Origin of the sequence: Sphingomonas sp. SRS2 (assembly GCF_000971055.1) — a bacterium.
Classification (GTDB): Bacteria; Pseudomonadota; Alphaproteobacteria; order Sphingomonadales; family Sphingomonadaceae; genus Rhizorhabdus.
Map to the genome: position 1 here is coordinate 1 of NZ_LARW01000119.1, position 15448 is coordinate 15448.

The following is a 15448-nucleotide window of genomic DNA, read 5'->3' on the forward strand; positions in this document are numbered from 1 at the left end:
GGCAGGGGTGGGGCCTCATCGCGCGGATCAGGCCGGCGATCGGCCACCACCCCGGAACAGCCTTAACGAACGCTCTTGCGCTGGATCAGGTTGACGATCGCCAGCAGCACGACCGCACCGACGAAGGCGATCAGCAGCCCGGTCAGCGAAAAGCTCTGCACGCTCCCGCGAATCCCGAACAGCGGGCCGGACAGCGCGTTGCCGATCAGCGACCCGACGCAACCCACCACGATGTTCCAGAATATCCCCATCGAGGCATTACGGCCCATCACGATGCTGGCCAGCCAGCCGGCGATGCCCCCGACGATGAGTGCGATAATCCATCCCATGACAACTCTCCTGTTCTCGGTTGATGGGATCGAGACGATTCGCCGCTCTCATTGTTCCGCGCGGCCAATGAAATGCGATGGCGAACATGATCGGGGGGGGGGAGATGGCGCAGTGGCTTCAGGCGGCCTTCCGCTGCTTCACGCGACCTGCCAGTGCTTCAGGCGACCTGAACATCGAAGGCGAACCACACCCCTTCGCCATGATCGTGGACCTGCACCTGCCGGTCGCTGACCTTGACCGAATGATGGCCCGATGACGCCCGGTCATAACCGCTCGCCGTCATCCCATCGATCACCAGCGACACATAGGCCTTGTCCCCGGCATCATATATCTCGGGCAGGGTGCCGCCGAACTTCGCCGATCGGTCGCCGTCGAAACCCTGCAGGCTCTCGCCCCGTGCCTCCGCGGCGATCCGCAGATGCTTTCCGGCGGCATGATCGTACAGCCCCGCCACCTTCTTGCCGGTGATGAAGGCATAGGCCGCCGCCGCGACCATCGCTCGTATATGTGGTGTCATCGCGCCACCTGGCACCGGCGCGATCGGGAAAGCAAGCCGTCTCGCGCCGGCGCCGGCGAGATCGGCCGCGCCTCACTCCATCTGCAGATGGCGCAGCGGCGCCTCGAACGACGCCGCATAGCCGGCCGCGCCATAATCCTCGTGGATAGCGCCGCCTCCGCCCAGCCCCATCGCGATCAGCTTCGCGCCGAAGCTCTTCTGCGCGGGGGCGATGGCCGGCGGCCCGCCACGCTCGGTCCATGACAGCGTCAGCACCTCGTCGCCCGCCTCCCCGCTTATGTCCCACGCGACCGTCACATGCCCGCTGTCGTTGGACAGCGCCCCGTATTTCACCGCGTTGCTGCCCAGTTCGTGGAGGAGCATCGACGTCGTGATCGCCCCTTTCGGCCCCAGCGCGGCCGCCGGCCCGGATATAGTGAAGCGGTGCGCCGCCCCGTGCCGCGCCATGCTGCTTTTGACGACGGTCATCATGTCGGCATTGGCCCATTGCTTGCGCTGCAACAGCTCATGCGCCTCGGTCAGCGCGTTCAGCCGGTTCTGGAAGGATTCGACCGGCCCCCGGCTGGGCACCGCGCGCAAGGTCTGGCTCGCCAGGCCATGGATCATCGCCAGCGTCTGGTTCAGCCGCTCGGTGAGCAGCTCGTTCAGCTGCCGCCGCTCGGCATCCTCTTCCATCCGCCGGATCATCGCATAGCGAAGCTCCAGCTGCGCGATCACCTGCCGCGCCAGCGTCGCCAGCACCGCCTGCTGGTCGGGGGTCAGCCCCTCGGGCCGCGGCTCATGATCGATCACGCACAACATGCCGATCACCTCGCCATGCGGCGCGATCAGCGGCGCCCCGGCATAGAAGCGGATATGCGGATCCTCGCTCACCAGCGTGTTGTCCGCGGTGCGCGGGTCGGCGCTCAGGTCGGGGATCACCAGCATGTCGGTCTTGCCCAGGCCCAGCTTGCACACCGATTGGTCGATCGGCGTCTCCTGCACCTCCAGTCCGACTCGCGCCTTGAACCATTGCCGGTCGGTCTCGACCAGGCTGACCAGCGATATCGGCGCATTGCACAGCGCCGCCGCCAGCTGCACGATATCGTCGAAATTGGGCTCTGGCGGCGTATCCAGCACCATATAGTCGGAAAGCGCCGCCAGCCGCGCCTTGTCGTACAGCGGAGCATCCAATTGACCGGGCATATCGTCTCCCATCGGGTCGCCGCGCCGTGCAGCGCCGGTGCGGTCCCCTATGTCATAGGACGCCCTAACACACCGTCAACGCCGGGAATTTACCCGTCTCCGGCCGCTCGCCGCGGCTGCACGACCGGGCGATCGGCGGCGCACTGCTTATGCGCCGGGCCGCAAGCACTTCAGCCGCGACAGCACGTCGGGATCGTTGATCCTGCGATACCGCGCCTCGACGATGCTGAAGACGCCGAACAGCACGAAGCCGGCGGCGACGAGGATGCGGAGCCCTTCCGGCAACGCGGCCATCGCCTGGCCGGTCCCGGCCGCTTCGGCTGCGCTGGCATGCCGCGCGGCGTTCCACAGGAACCAGCCGACGATCATGAACACCACGCCGCGCGCCGCATAACCCGCGCGTCCGGTCCACGCGATCCACGCCTTGTCCGCAACCCTGCGGTCGAGATGCTTCAGAAAGCCCAGCTTCACCGCCTTGATCAGCTGGAACAGCCCGGTCGCGACAATCGCGATCGCCGCCACGGTCAGCAACAGCTCGCCCGCCGGCAGGCTGAGCGCCGCCGACGCCCCCTCACTGGCCCCGCCACCGCCGGCCCCGCCGCCGCCGCCGCCTGAACCAGCGCCGCCCGATGACGAGCCAGAGGCCCCACCCATCGCCAGCCGCGCCGAATATATGCTCAGCGCGATATGGATCAGCCCGCTGATCGCGCCGCCGATGCGGATCGCGACCCCCTTCGCCTCGGCGCCGTGGCCCTCGGTATCGATCAGCGCCTCGCTAAGCCGCCAGATCCCATAGGCCAGGAAACCGATCGCCATCAGCGCCAGCCCGAACTGCCCCGCGCCACTGCGCAGGAAGGCCAGCGCATCCTCATTATCCACCGCGCCGCCGGTGCGCAGCGCGAGATAGCCGATCACGATGTAGAGTATGCCCCGCGCGGCAAAACCGACCCGCGTCAGAGTTTCCAGATTGCCGACACTGACCAAGGCTTCTCTCCCGAAATTTCGGGCAGAACGACCGGGCCGCCACCGCCGTTCCCCACCGCGCCCCGCGGCCTAGCGATTACATGGGCGTCAGGCGGCCTGGACGTGGAAGGCAAACCAGGCGCGCTGGCCATGATCATGGAGGTGGACCTGCCGGTCGGTGACGGTCAGCGAATAGTGGCCCGACGCCGCCCGGTCACAACCGCTCGCCGTCATACCCCTGCAGATGCTCGCCCTGCGCCTCTGCCGCGATCCGCGGATGCTTGCCGGCGGCATGATCATAAAACCCCGCTGTCTTGCCTGTGATGAAGGCATAGGCGGCCGCAGCCGGCTCGCCGACAGCACGCAAGACGTCTAGAGGATCGGGGCCAAGCACATCATGCGCCTCGACAAGTTGGACCTCAGGCAAGATCACAGGGGGACCGGCCGTGTCAGATCGAGGACGACGATAGCGACCCGGCCTTTCCCGACCGCCTTGCTTGTCGCTTCCAGCGCCGCTCTTAGCTCGCCGGGTGTACTCGGCTTCGGCGTACCATTCGGAGGAGATTGCAGCGCCGCGCCCTTACCAAACCACAGTACGGCGTAAATTCCACGATCGGCGCGCCAGTCGTTGACGTAGAGGTGCTCGAGCTGCGCATCGGCGGCCGTCCACAGCTTGGGATGCCACTGGCCCTTGACCTCAATGGGCACAATAAGGTCGCGAGCAGGCGCTTGCGCTTGCTATGCGTATCGGTACGTCGGCAAAGCCAGCGTGCCGCCAAATACTCGCCGATACGACGGTGAGAGTAAGTAGAGCCCCGTGCGCTTACGGAAAACAGCCTCGTACCGATTACGCGATCGAGCGAATTGCCGGCTAGCGCTTCGACTTCGGCGAATGGCAATTCGCCGTCGTCAACGTTCGATATGGCCGTCTCGGGAGCAATGCGGCTGCTTCCCGTCAGCAGCAACGCAGCGAACGCCGCGCCTGCCGTATCGAGCGCAAGCGCTGCGGACAGCTCGATTTTGCCGTCCTTGTGTTCTCGCCGAAGCTGCTCGGTCGCGAGTTCGAGGAGTCTGCTACTCGTACGCGGTAGTTCCTGATTCTTCGGTAAGGCCGCGATCAGTTTCAATGTCTGCGGATTGCCGAGGAAATCGAGCTGATACCTGTCGAAGTGATTGAGCAGCGCGTCGGCCCCCAATTCATCGCCCGTCCAACCTATGAGTAATGCGCGCTGCTGATCACGTTCGAGCGGGTCAAGGTGCAGCTCAAGCGGCGGTGCTGCATACTGCTCGCGGATTGCTCCGACCGCAGTCGCGGCACGCCAATCTGCGATTCGGCATGAGAGAACGAAGCGCGGATAACCTGCCGCCCCGAGTTTCTGAAGGACGAGATCAACCGCATCTCCTTCGCTTGCCGCCGCGACTTCGTCGAGAGCATCGATCACGAGAGTCTGCGCATTCCCAAGCAGGCTACGCGGGTCGTGGCGGTTAATTAACTGGCGCGCGGTGCAACTGGCCGCTTCCGGGGCACGTGCGAGGGCTTCCAGCAGGCTGGTCTTGCCCATGCCCGGTTCGCCGAGAACAACGATACAATCGGCAAGGCCAAGCAATTCATCCTGTGTAACACGCTCCTGCTTGAGGTCGCGCGTATGATACCAAAGGGTGCGGGGAAGGAAGTCGCTCACAACTCTTCCTTGCAGATCGAATCCTTACGGGCAACGACGGTGCAGTCAGTCCGTACGTTGAAGAGCTCCGCATCCGGTTGAACCAATCTAGCTCTGGGCGCTCGACTTTGATCTGGACAAACGGCCGCTTCCAGACTCTCGAAACGGCAGAGATTGGGCGAAAAGCTGCCGCCAGCTGCAGATGACCAGATAAATGTTCTCTATTTGTTCTTGTATTCCACCCCCACTGCTGCTACACACGCCGGCCCCGGCGAAAGGCACGAGATGAACGAAATGCGCACGCCCAAGGCGCAGAACCGCAAGCCCGCCAAGATCGGCGCGGTCGAGCCGATGGCGCAGCTGAGCGATATGCTGATGACGCAGGCGCTCACCCTTGATGGGATGTTCGCTGAACTGGTCGGGCATGCCGCGAGCAATCTGCCGCAATATCCGCTGACCGGGGAGCGTTTCGCACGGCTCGCATTGCGGGCGCAGTCGAATTGCAGTGCGTCGCTGGTGGCGATGGCCAAGGCGCAGAAGGCGTTGCGGCCTGCGCAGGACGACGCCGCCGAATGATCGGCATGGCCGGGGCGGGCGGCCCGGCTGACGAAAACCTACAGGCCCGATCCGAACCCAAAGCCCCCGAACCCCTCTCGCTCGCCACCGCGCCACGCTGCGGCGCGCGCACCCGCTCGGGCGCGCCATGCCGGTCGCCCGCTGTCGGCGGTGTCGGGCGTTGCCGCATGCATGGCGGCAAGGGCAGCGGCGCGCCGCGCGGCAATCGCAATGCCTGGAAACATGGCTGGCACTCGGCCCGGGTGCGGGAGATCGCCGCCTATGTCCGCGCGACCGGGCCTGCATCCGCGCGCCTTATGAGCGGGCAGGGGGAGCGGGCCGAAAAAGAAAAACATGAAAAACGCGACAACAACCCTATGCAACGGCACATCCCGTCCGTTTCGGATACCGGTCCGCCCGACAGCGCCCGTTCAGCTTCGCCGGCTACAGGAACTTTTCGCGAGAGCGGCAGTCTTGGGGCTGGCGGTCTTGCACCGCAGGCGAAACGAACGGTAACGGGTTCTTATGAGCGACCGGCACGCATGATCGACAGACGGCAAAGCATCGCGCTGCTCGGCGCGCTTCTGGCATTCGGCGGCGAGGCGCTCGCGGCGCGGCCCCGGTCGGCGGCCCGCGCGTCGGGCGGCGGCCAATCCTTTTCGTGGGACTGGCTCCGCGCCCATGCCGCGACCCTGGCGCGGGGCAAGGCGCGGCCGCTGCCGCAGCCCGATCCGCGCGCCCATGCGGTCGATTATGACGCCGCGAATCGGATCAGCTTCCGCCCCGATCGCGCCATTTTCCCGGATGACGGCTATTCGGTCCGCCTCTTCCCGATCGGCCGCTATGCCGCCTCGCCCGTCCAGATTTCGGTCGTGGAGAATGGCCGCGCCCACCCGATCGAGCATAGCGAGGAGATGTTCGCGGTCGCGCCGGGAGAAGGCCCCGCGCCCGCCATCGTCCCCGGCATCTCGGGCTTCCGGGTGATGAACAAGGGCGGGGTGGGGGACTGGCTCGCCTTTCAGGGCGCATCCTATTTCCGCTCGGCGGGCGAACTGCATCAATATGGTCTGTCGGCGCGCGGGCTGGCGATCGATACCGGGATCGACGGGCGCGAGGAATTTCCGGTCTTCACCAGCTTCTGGCTCGAACGGGGCGCGGCAGGGGCGCCTGACGGCAAGCAGGGCGACGGGCTCACCGTCTATGCGCTGCTCGAAGGGCCCAGCGTCACCGGCGCCTATCGCTTCGTCAATCGCGACGGCAAGGGCGGCATGACCCAGGATGTCTCGATGGCGCTCTTCCTGCGCCGCGACGTCGCCCGGCTCGGCATCGCCCCGCTTACCAGCATGTTCTGGTATGACGAGGGCAATCCGGCGCAGCGGATCGACTGGCGGCCCGAGATCCACGATTCGGATGGCCTGCTGATCCACAACCGCGCCGGCGAGCGCATCTGGCGCCCGCTCGGCAATCCGCCGCGCCCGACCCTCAACAGCTTTGCCGATGAGAAGGGCGCGAGCGCCTTCGGCCTGTTTCAGCGCGACCGCAATTTCGATCATTATCAGGATGACGGCGTCTATTATCACAAGCGCCCCAGCCTGTGGGTCGAGCCTCAGGGCGATTGGGGCCCCGGCGCGGTGGGGCTCTACGAGATACCGACCAGCCGCGAGACCGACGACAATATCGTCGCCTTCTGGACCCCCGATCGCCCCGCCCGCGCGGGAAGCCGCTTCGCCTTCAACTACCGGCTGCGCTGGATCGCTGGAGAACCCGTCGCGCCTTCGCTCGCGCGGGTGATCGATCGCTGGACGGGCACCGCGGGCCGTCCCGGCACCGATCCGATCCCCAATGCGCGGCGGCTGGTCGTCGATTTCGAAGGGCCCGCACTCAAGGGGCTCGATCGCGGCTCGGGCGTCACCGCCTCGGTCACGCTCGATCGCGGCAGGCTGATCTCGGCCGATTGCTATCCGGTGGTGGGCCAGCCGAACCGCTGGCGGCTGATCGTCGACACGACGCGGACCGACCAGCCCGCCAACCTCCGCGCCACCCTCGAACGCGGCGGCGCGGCGCTGAGCGAGACCCTGATCCATCAATTTTACGGGAGGGGTGCGTAGATGCGCTCGCCTCTCCCACGGGCTCATTCCAAGGAGCGACTGAGGCTCGGCACGGCCCTGCTCACGCCCCCGCCCCAATCCGTCATGCCTGCGCAGGCTGGCATCTCAGGAGGGCGGTTCAGGAGGGCGGCGCGCTCCTTCATCGCACGAGAGGCCGGCCTGCACTGGCATGAAAATTGGGGCTGGGGTGAAATGCGTCTCAGCAATTCCTATGTGCGGCGCGGCGAAATCCTGCCATCTGTCGGGGCGTTGGGGCAGCTTGACGCAAACGGCAGCATGGCCTGGCGAATCTCTGCCATGAGCAGCGGCCATCAACGCGAGAATTGAAATTTGTACCGGGTTGACAACACCATAGAGGATGCTCCTTCGCCACGCTCCGGCCCTCCGGCGCACGGCGATCTGCCGCCCGAAGCGCCGCTGGCAATGCCGGTGCAGGATCTCGCCCGCGCACCCGCCGGCATGGCGAAGGATGCGGTCGCTTATGTCGGGCCGCTGTTCCAGCGCCGCCTGTTCCTGATCGTCGGCAGCTTCCTGTTCGGGCTGCTCGCCGCGCAGGAAATGTTCACCCCGCTCCAGTCGGACGGGATCGACTGGATCGACGCGGGCTTCTTCCTGCTGTTCTTCGGCCTGTTCGCCTGGATCGCCTTCGGCTTCCTCAACGCGGTCGCCGGGCTGTTCGTGCTGCTCGGGCGCGGGCCGGTGATGCCGTCGCCATCGGGCGACCTCACCCTGCCTACCGCGCGTACCGCGGTGCTGATGCCGATATATAATGAGGATGTCGGCGCGGTCTTCCGCCGCCTGCGTACGATGGTCGAGTCGATCGACAGGATCGGCGCGGCGGACAGCTTCGACTTCTTCATCCTTAGCGACTCGCACGAGCGCGCCTTCGCCCGCGAATATGTCGCCTTCCGCCGGCTGCGCGACGAAAGCCGCGCCCGCGTCTATTATCGTCGGCGCGAACGCAACACCGCGCGCAAGCCCGGCAATATCGCCGAGTGGGTCCGCCGTTTCGGCGCGGCCTATGATCATATGCTGGTCCTCGACGCCGACAGTCTGATGACCGGCGCGGCGATGGTCCGCCTCGCCACCGCGATCGAGGCGCGCCCCACCATCGGCCTGCTGCAGACGGTGCCGCAATTGATCAACGGCCAGACGATGTTCGCGCGCTGGCATCAGTTCGCCTCGGCGGTCTACGGACCGGTCGCCTCTGCCGGCCTGCGCTGGTGGTCGGGAACCGAAGCGACCTTCTGGGGCCATAATGCGATCGTGCGGGTCAGGGCCTTCGCCGAAAGCTGCGGCCTGCCCGAGCTCCGCGAGGACAGCCTGCTCGGCGGCCACATCATGAGCCATGACATGGTCGAGGCAGCGCTGCTGCGCCGGCGCGGCTGGGCGGTGCACATGGTGAACCTGTCCGAAGGCTCCTACGAGGAATTTCCGCCGACGATGATCGATCATTCGGTCCGCGACCGGCGCTGGTGCCAGGGCAATCTCCAGCATCTCCGCCTGCTCGACGCCGCCGGGCTGCATTGGGTCAGCCGGCTTCAGCTGTTCATGGGCGCGTCGGCCTATCTTACCTCGCCGCTGTGGCTGCTCCTGCTCGGCGCGGCGATCTTCGAGCAGCTGCGCGCCAATTTCGACGGCTTCGTGCTGATCTCCTCGGGCTGGCTGCTCGGCCTCACCCTGCTGATGCTGTTCGGCCCCAAGCTGATGGGCCTGATTGCGCTCACCCAGGACCGCGAGTTGCGCCGGCAGCTTGGCGGGTGGGGCAGCATCGTCAAGGGCACGTTGCTCGAAACCGTCACCGCGATCGTCACCGCGCCGGTCATCATGCTCACCCAGACGATCGCGATCATCGACATCCTGCGCGGGCGGCAAAGCGGCTGGCTGCCCCAGCGCCGCGAGGTCGAAGGGCTCGATTTCGGCGAGGTCACCCGCTTCTACGCCTGGCATCTCGCGCTCGGCGCGGTGCTGATGACCGCGATCGCGATCGGCATCGACGGCACGATTTGGTCGCTTCCCGTCGCGGTCGGGCTGATGATGACGCCCGTCACCGTCTGGGTCACGTCGCGCGCCGACATGGGCGACTGGCTCGTCCGCCGCGGCTTCTTCGTCTCTCCCGCCGACCATCGCCGTTTCGAGGAAGGGCCGGAGGCCGTCGCCGAACTGGCGCTGGAACCAAGCTTCGTGATTGCGCGTGGGTAAATCCTCCCCGGCATGGGGAGGGGGACCGCGAAGCGGGGGAGGGGGCTATCCTCCCCGCCACCTACGCTGCATGTCGCTTTCCACCCCCTCCACCATCCTGCGGATGGTCCCCCTCCCCGTCCCGGGGAGGATCACCCAATTGCCTCCGGCCACCCCCCGGCCTACACAGCCGTAATGAACCTGTTGGGACGCAAGGTCGGGCTGGACGAGCCCCTGTTCATCATCGCGGGCCCCTGCGTGATCGAGTCCGAGGCGCTGGTGCTGGGCGTCGCCGAGCGGCTGAAGGCGATATCCGAGCGGCTGGGGATGCTGATCGTCTTCAAAAGCTCGTTCGACAAGGCGAACCGCAGCTCGAACGCCTCCTTCCGAGGCCCCGGCGTCGACGAAGGCCTGCGCATCCTCGAAAAGGTCCGCGCCGAGACCGGCCTGCCGCTTCTCACCGACGTCCATGACGCCGAACAGGTCCGCGCGGCGGCGCAGGTCGTCGATATCGTCCAGACCCCCGCCTTCCTCGCCCGGCAGACCGATCTGATCGAAGCCGCGGGCGCGTGCGGCAAGGTCGCCAATATCAAGAAGGCGCAGTTCATGGCGCCCGCCGACATGAAGCAGGTCGTCGCCAAGGCGCGCGCCGCGGCCGAGGCGGCGGGGCAGGCGCCTGCGATCCTGGTCACCGAGCGCGGCACCTCCTTCGGCTACAACAATCTCGTCACCGATCTGCGCGGCCTGGTGATCATGCGCGACACCGGCTGCCCGGTCGTCTTCGACGCCACCCACTCGGTCCAGCTGCCGGGCGCGCAGGGCACCTCGTCAGGCGGGCAGCGCGAGTTCGTTCCCGTCCTTGCGCGCGGCGCAGTCGCGGTCGGCATCGCCGGCCTCTTCATGGAAACCCACCCCGATCCCGCGACGGCGCTGTCCGACGGCCCCAACGCCTGGCCGCTCGACCGCCTCGAACCGCTGCTGGCGGAACTCCAGTCGCTCGACGCCCACGGCATCGACGCGCGCCGCCGCTGGCCGGATCAGGCCTGAGCCATGACCTTGTCGTACATCGCCGACAGCCGCGCCCGATAGGCTTCGTCGCTGAACTTCGCCGCCTGCGCCGGGGCGGCGGCCGACAGCCTTGCCCCCACCGCCGGGTCACCATCGATCGCCCGCATCGCGCCGGCGATCGCGCCGGCGTCATAGGGGTCGACGAGCAGCCCGGCCTCGCCGACCACCTCGGGCAGCGAACTGACTGTCGACGAGATCACCGGCGTCCCCAGCCGGATCGCCTCGAGCGCGGGCAGGCCGAAGCCTTCGTAGAGCGACGGGAACAGCACCGCTTTCGCCCCGCGCGCCAGCCGCAGCAGCATTTCGCGCGGCAGATAGTCGAGCTGAACCAGCCCCTTCGCCGATGCCTCGCCATAGAGCGAGATGCCATTGTCGGCGAAGATCCGCGCTTCCTGCTCGGTCCCCCAATGCCGCGCCCCGACGATGACCAGCGGCGTGTCGCTCTGGATGGTCAGATAGGCCTCGATGATCCGCGCCAGGTTCTTCTTGGGATCGAGTGCGCCGAAGAACAGGAAGTAGCCGCGCTGCTTCAGGCCGAACATCCCCTCGACGACCCGCGCGTCTTCAGCGGGATCGCGCGCGAGCAGGTCTTCGGGCACCGGCGCGGTCTGATAGCTGTTGCTCACCCTGTCGGCCGACACCGACGGGAACAGCGCGAGAATATCGTCACGGCTCGATTCGGAGACGGTGCAGACATGATCGCCCTGCGTGACGCACAACTCGATCAGCCGGTGGTAGAGCTGCTTATTGTCGAGCGTCGTGTAAGGAAGCTTGAGCGGCACCAGATCGTGCAGCGTATAGATGTTGCGCGCACCCTCCAGCCGGACGGGGATCGGGTAGGTCCAGTGCATGATCGCAGGCGGATCGGGAATGCGCAGCGTCAGGAAACTGCCGCTGCGCCGCAGCCGCTTGTCGGCGATGTCGAACAGGCCAGAACTGCTGACGATACGATCGAAGGCAGGGAGACGATCGGCGAACGCCTGCTTCTCGACCGCGCCGGTCATCGGCACGTCGACGCCATGAACCGGAAGAAGCGAGCGGAACCACTCGCGCCGCATCCGGCGCTTGTGCTGCCTGCGCGTTTCGGGCGGGCGCTCCTTGCCGACCTGGTCGAAGAAGAGGACCTCGCGCACATCCGCCTTCGGCCCGACATCTACCCCGAACAATCCCAGCGTCTCATGGCCGAGATCGCGGACCGTCTGCGTCAGACCGAACCCATAGGTGGCGACGCCCGTGCCGCGCGGCATGGCGAGATTGAAACCGTCGATTCCGATAGTGAGCCTGGTCATCGCGATCCGCTTAGCCTGCCGGCGCGTTGCGGTCGAGGAGCCGGCGGTGGACCTGGTCGAGGCGTGCCGCGAAGGCGGTCGTGGTGAAATGCTCTCCGCGAGCCCGCCCTGCCTTTGACAGGCTCGCCCGCAGGTCGTCGCCGGCAAGGCGCGCGATCTGGGCAGTCAGATCGGGGACCGAAAGCGGATCGGCGAGCAGCGCCGCGCCGCCGGCCACCTCTTCGGCGGCCCCGCCGCGAGCGGTCAGCACCGGCGTGCCGAGTTGCATCGCCTCGACGATCGGAAGACCGAAGCCCTCGGTGATCGTGGGGAAGAGCAGCGCGCGGGCATTGGCCATCAGGCTCATGAGGGTTGAGCGGTCGACATAGGGCAGGCGGATCACGAACGCACTGGAGTCGAGGAACTGCGTGATCTCGTCAGCGCGCCACCCATCGGGGCCGGCAATGACGAGCGGGAAGGCGGCGCGGCTTTCGCGATATGCCTGGAGCAGTCGGACGAGATTTTTGCGCGGCTCGATGCTGCCCGCAAACAGCATGTAACGGCCAGCCTCCAGCCCTGCGGGCAGCGGGGCGATGCCGGGCTCGACCGCAAGGCCGGGCAGACAGGCGCTGATGATGCCCGGATCGCAGCCGAGGGCGGTCATGATGTCGCGGCGAGCGGCTTCGGATACCGTCAGTATGTGCTGGGCGCTTTCGGCAAGCGCAGCGAGCAAGCGGCGATGGCGCGAAGGATCGATCTGGCTGAGTGCGGGATGGGTGATGGGGATGGCGTCGTGGACGGTGTAGATGTTGATCCAGCCCTCGATTCGGATCGGCAGCGGATAAGTCCAGTGGATGATCCCGGTTTCCCCCGGGGCGACGAGCCGCAGCAATGTGCCGTGACGATCGAAGTGTACCTGGGCGAGACGGAAGATGTCGCGCGCGCGCAGTGTGTGATCATGTCGGTGGAGCCTGCGCGGCCGATCGATCAGCGCATCGGTCCAACGCGTCCAGCGCGAGACAGGATGCGCGCGCGCCATCGGCCGGGCGCAGCTGGGATCGGCAATCCTGAGCGGATCGCTGCCCGTGCGGGCGAGGGCTGTCAGCAGCGCATGCGCATAGGTGGCGACGCCGGTGCCTTCCCGTGCAAGCATGCGCGCATCGATCGCGAAGGTGGTATTTTGCGTTTGGCCAGCCATCGTCTATGTAGAATCGCATCGCAGCACGGGCGCACAGCGTCCAGCATTTTATGGTTCGATGCGGTGAGGTTTGGAGAAGCTGTTCGATGATCCGGTTCGAAGATGTTTCGAAAACCTACCATATCCGGAAGTTCCAGAAGCAGGTGTTCAGTAATCTGAGCTTCACTGTCCGCCGCGGCGAGAGCATCGGTATCTGCGGGGCCAACGGCGCGGGAAAGTCCACTCTGATGCGGCTGATCGCCGGAGTCGAACACCCGACATCGGGCAAGGTAACGCGCGAGATGACGACCAGCTGGCCGATTGGTCTGTCCAGCTGCTTCCAGCCGGGTATGACGGGCAGCGACAATGTCCGCTTCATTGCCCGCATCTATCGTCAGCCCGAGGAGGAGGTTCTCGCCTATGTCGAGGATTTCGCTCAGCTCGGTCCGTATTTTCATCAGCCGGTGCGGACCTATTCGTCCGGCATGTCGAGCCGGCTCGCCTTTGGCACATCGCTGGCGATCAATTTCGATTGCTATCTCGTCGACGAAGTCACCGGCGCGGGCGATGAGCGCTTCCGCAAGCGCTCGCATGAGGAGCTGTACAAGCGGCGGGAATCGGGCACGCTGATAATGGTGTCGCACGATCCGCACACGCTGGAGCAATATTGCGACCGGGGCGCTGTGCTCTACGGCGGCAACCTGACCTTCTACGACACCGTCGCCGAAGCCAGCGAAGTCCATCATGGGCTGCAGATGCGCGCGGCGTGACGCACGGGGCTTCTCATCACTTGCATATCGGTGGATTTGGGCTTGACGTGGGGACGCCTCGCGCGCTTCTCGCCAAGCCACAGATTTGCCTCGATTGTCGATATAGGGTCGTTCATGCAATCCAGTAATTCCGCCCGCTTCAAAGTGACCGGCGCGCTGTCGATGCTCGCTTTCATTCTATCGGGCTGCGCTGCCCTGCCGTCGAGCGGCCCGACCGGTCGACAGGTCATTCGTGGCGCCGAAGATCCTGATGCGGCGCTAAAATTCGCGGTGGTCGATCTGGACGGCGCTGCTTTCCAGAAGCTTCTGGCGGCGCCGCCGACAGGCCGGGCCATCGGCCAGCTCGCCGCGCTCGCGCGAGAGGGGCGGGTCGACCGCATCGCGCCAGGCGATGCGCTTCAGGTCAACATCTATGAAGTCGGCATGACATTGTTCGGCAATAGCACGCAGAGTACGACGTCAGGGCTCGGCAGCAATGCCGCGCTGACATCGCCCGATACGGTCGATCCGACCGTGCGCTCACAACCGGTCAATATCGTCACCGTCGCGTCGGACGGGACAATCCGGCTTCCCTATGTCGGGCGGCTGATGGTGGCGGGATCGACCGCCTATGACGTCCAGCGGATGATCGAACAGGCGCTGCACGGCAAATCGCAGAGTCCGCAGGCGATGGTTACGGTGGTGAACAGCCCCGGCAACAGCATCTATCTGATCGGCGACGTGAACCGGTCCGGGCGTGTACCGCTCACCGCCGCGCGCGAGCGGCTGCTCGATGCGGTGGCGACGGCGGGTGGCTCGAAGACGAGCAGCGCCGATACGCTGATCCGCCTGACCCGCGGTGGACAGAGCGCCGAAATGCGGCTGGGCGATATCCGCGCCGGCAGCAGCGACGATCTGACGCTGCTGCCCGGCGACCGTGTCGAGTTGGTTTATCAGCCACGCAGCTTCAGCGCGTTCGGGGCCACGCCCAGAGTGTCGCAGGTCAATTTCGATGCGCCGGGCGTGTCTTTGGCCGAGGCGCTGGCGCGGGTCGGCGGCCCCAATGACGTTCAGGCCGATCCCCGCTCGGTCTTCCTGTTCCGCTATGACGCTGCGGCGATCGCGGCGGGCGAGCCGCCGGTCATCTATCGTCTCAATCTGATGAAGCCGGAGAGCTATATCATCGCGCAGAACTTTCCGATGCGCGACAAGGACCTGATCTACATCGCCAATTCGGCGGCGAATCCGGTCAGCAAGTTCGTGGGCATCCTGAACCAGCTGTTCGCCCCGCTGCTGACGGCGCGCGTGCTGACCAAGAATAACTGATTCGCGGGTTTTCGGCGCCAGGGGCCGCCCATTTTTCGGGGCTTTTCTGGTCGTTCGCGAGAAAAAATAGGGTGATTACAAAAGAGCTTGACGCCCTGTAGGGCTTTGACTAGAAGCGCCCCTCACCGGCGGTTACGAGACGGTTTATCCGGTTCGTTTCCAGGCCATTTATCTGATCGTCAACGCGATCTCCCTAGGCTCACAAGGTCTGGGTGGTAATTGGCTGTCTGGTATCTTTCTCATTGTTGGAATGATGAAGGGACATGTGGGCGGCGGCTCCGGTTTCTGGCGGCTTCAAGGCGTCGGAGGATCGGTTAAAGCTAAGTCGTTCCATGTCCTAATATGCAAAACACTTTGTGT

The 15448-nt window shown here is 65.8% G+C and carries 15 protein-coding genes; 6 read left to right on the top strand and 9 right to left on the bottom strand.

What is annotated here, in order from left to right; genetic code table 11:
• Nucleotides 1–62: 62 nt before the first annotated feature.
• From WP12_RS19140 to WP12_RS19165, 7 genes are all read right to left on the bottom strand, one after another.
• A complete protein-coding gene (locus WP12_RS19140; RefSeq protein ID WP_046195289.1) occupies nucleotides 63–329 on the bottom strand; it encodes a GlsB/YeaQ/YmgE family stress response membrane protein in 267 nt (88 codons plus the stop codon).
• Nucleotides 330–487: 158 nt separating this feature from the next.
• Complete coding sequence (locus tag WP12_RS19145) at nucleotides 488–847, bottom strand: hypothetical protein (protein WP_046195290.1); 360 nt, start codon at nucleotides 845–847, stop codon at nucleotides 488–490.
• Nucleotides 848–919: 72 nt separating this feature from the next.
• Entirely contained in the window at nucleotides 920–2032 is a 1113-nt protein-coding gene (locus WP12_RS19150; protein WP_160299253.1) for a sensor histidine kinase, read from the bottom strand.
• Between the two features lie 147 nt (nucleotides 2033–2179).
• The gene (locus WP12_RS19155; RefSeq protein ID WP_046195291.1) at nucleotides 2180–3016 is read right to left on the bottom strand and encodes a DUF1206 domain-containing protein; all 837 of its coding nucleotides are present in this window, start codon (nucleotides 3014–3016) and stop codon (nucleotides 2180–2182) included.
• A gap of 87 nt (nucleotides 3017–3103) precedes the next feature.
• Nucleotides 3104–3229: a hypothetical protein gene (locus WP12_RS26255; protein WP_268794743.1), complete on the bottom strand. Its 126-nt coding sequence runs from the start codon at nucleotides 3227–3229 to the stop codon at nucleotides 3104–3106.
• Nucleotides 3210–3428, bottom strand: coding sequence for a hypothetical protein (locus tag WP12_RS25970; protein WP_052730505.1), 219 nt, complete (start codon nucleotides 3426–3428; stop codon nucleotides 3210–3212). The genes WP12_RS26255 and WP12_RS25970 overlap by 20 nt, the downstream gene beginning before the upstream one ends.
• Before the next feature lie 85 nt (nucleotides 3429–3513).
• The gene (locus tag WP12_RS19165) at nucleotides 3514–4677 is read right to left on the bottom strand and encodes a hypothetical protein (protein ID WP_046195292.1); all 1164 of its coding nucleotides are present in this window, start codon (nucleotides 4675–4677) and stop codon (nucleotides 3514–3516) included.
• Nucleotides 4678–4941: 264 nt separating this feature from the next.
• Here WP12_RS19165 and WP12_RS19170 point away from each other — a divergent pair, with 264 nt between their 5' ends.
• The 4 genes from WP12_RS19170 to kdsA all read left to right on the top strand — a co-directional run bounded on the left by WP12_RS19170 (nucleotide 4942) and on the right by kdsA (nucleotide 10547).
• Entirely contained in the window at nucleotides 4942–5232 is a 291-nt protein-coding gene (locus WP12_RS19170) for a hypothetical protein (RefSeq protein ID WP_046195293.1), read from the top strand.
• A complete protein-coding gene (locus tag WP12_RS19175; RefSeq protein WP_235399207.1) occupies nucleotides 5229–7319 on the top strand; it encodes a glucan biosynthesis protein in 2091 nt (696 codons plus the stop codon). Before WP12_RS19170 ends, WP12_RS19175 begins: the two co-directional genes overlap by 4 nt.
• Nucleotides 7320–7649: 330 nt before the next feature.
• Nucleotides 7650–9521 carry a glucans biosynthesis glucosyltransferase MdoH gene (mdoH, locus tag WP12_RS19185; protein WP_046195295.1) on the top strand — a complete coding sequence of 624 codons (1872 nt, stop codon included), beginning with the start codon at nucleotides 7650–7652 and terminating at the stop codon, nucleotides 9519–9521.
• Between the two features lie 174 nt (nucleotides 9522–9695).
• Nucleotides 9696–10547: a 3-deoxy-8-phosphooctulonate synthase gene (gene kdsA, locus WP12_RS19190; protein WP_046195296.1), complete on the top strand. Its 852-nt coding sequence runs from the start codon at nucleotides 9696–9698 to the stop codon at nucleotides 10545–10547.
• Here kdsA and WP12_RS19195 read toward each other — a convergent pair.
• The gene (locus WP12_RS19195; RefSeq protein WP_046195297.1) at nucleotides 10538–11857 is read right to left on the bottom strand and encodes a glycosyltransferase family 4 protein; all 1320 of its coding nucleotides are present in this window, start codon (nucleotides 11855–11857) and stop codon (nucleotides 10538–10540) included. The two genes, kdsA and WP12_RS19195, sit on opposite strands and share 10 nt — an antisense overlap.
• 10 nt (nucleotides 11858–11867) lie before the next feature.
• Nucleotides 11868–12989 (bottom strand): glycosyltransferase family 4 protein, encoded by a 1122-nt coding sequence (locus tag WP12_RS19200; RefSeq protein WP_235399208.1) that lies wholly within the window; start codon nucleotides 12987–12989, stop codon nucleotides 11868–11870.
• Between the two features lie 131 nt (nucleotides 12990–13120).
• On the opposite strand from WP12_RS19200, the gene WP12_RS19205 reads away from it, so the two are divergent.
• Complete coding sequence (locus WP12_RS19205; protein ID WP_046195299.1) at nucleotides 13121–13783, top strand: ABC transporter ATP-binding protein; 663 nt, start codon at nucleotides 13121–13123, stop codon at nucleotides 13781–13783.
• A 114-nt stretch (nucleotides 13784–13897) separates the two neighbouring features.
• Complete coding sequence (locus tag WP12_RS19210) at nucleotides 13898–15088, top strand: polysaccharide biosynthesis/export family protein (RefSeq protein ID WP_046195300.1); 1191 nt, start codon at nucleotides 13898–13900, stop codon at nucleotides 15086–15088.
• Nucleotides 15089–15448: the final 360 nt, after the last annotated feature.